We start from the raw sequence: 238 nt of genomic DNA on the forward strand, positions 1-238 counted from the left end.
TTTGTAAGTCAATTTGGATACTTGAATGCCTCAGTCAATCGGAACTTATTTGATAGTGACGATAAGTATTCTTTACTAGCAAGTTTAGAAGATGAATACATTGATTCTAAAGATCAGAAAGTAAAATATAAAAAATCTTTAGCCTTTGAGAAAGCATTGGTTAGGCCAGAGAGAGTGATTACAAGAGTATCAACGGCTTTAGATGCCTTAAACTCCAGTTTATCGGATGGTAGAGGGG

1 protein-coding gene is annotated in these 238 nt (G+C 34.9%); it reads left to right on the top strand.

Annotated elements, in window-relative coordinates; genetic code table 11:
• Positions 1–238: hypothetical protein (locus HMPREF2701_RS00135; protein ID WP_148130485.1), on the top strand; the 238-nt coding region annotated here is incomplete at both ends.

It is taken from the genome of Streptococcus sp. HMSC077D04 (assembly GCF_001808785.1).
GTDB lineage: Bacteria > Bacillota > Bacilli > Lactobacillales > Streptococcaceae > Streptococcus > Streptococcus mitis_BX.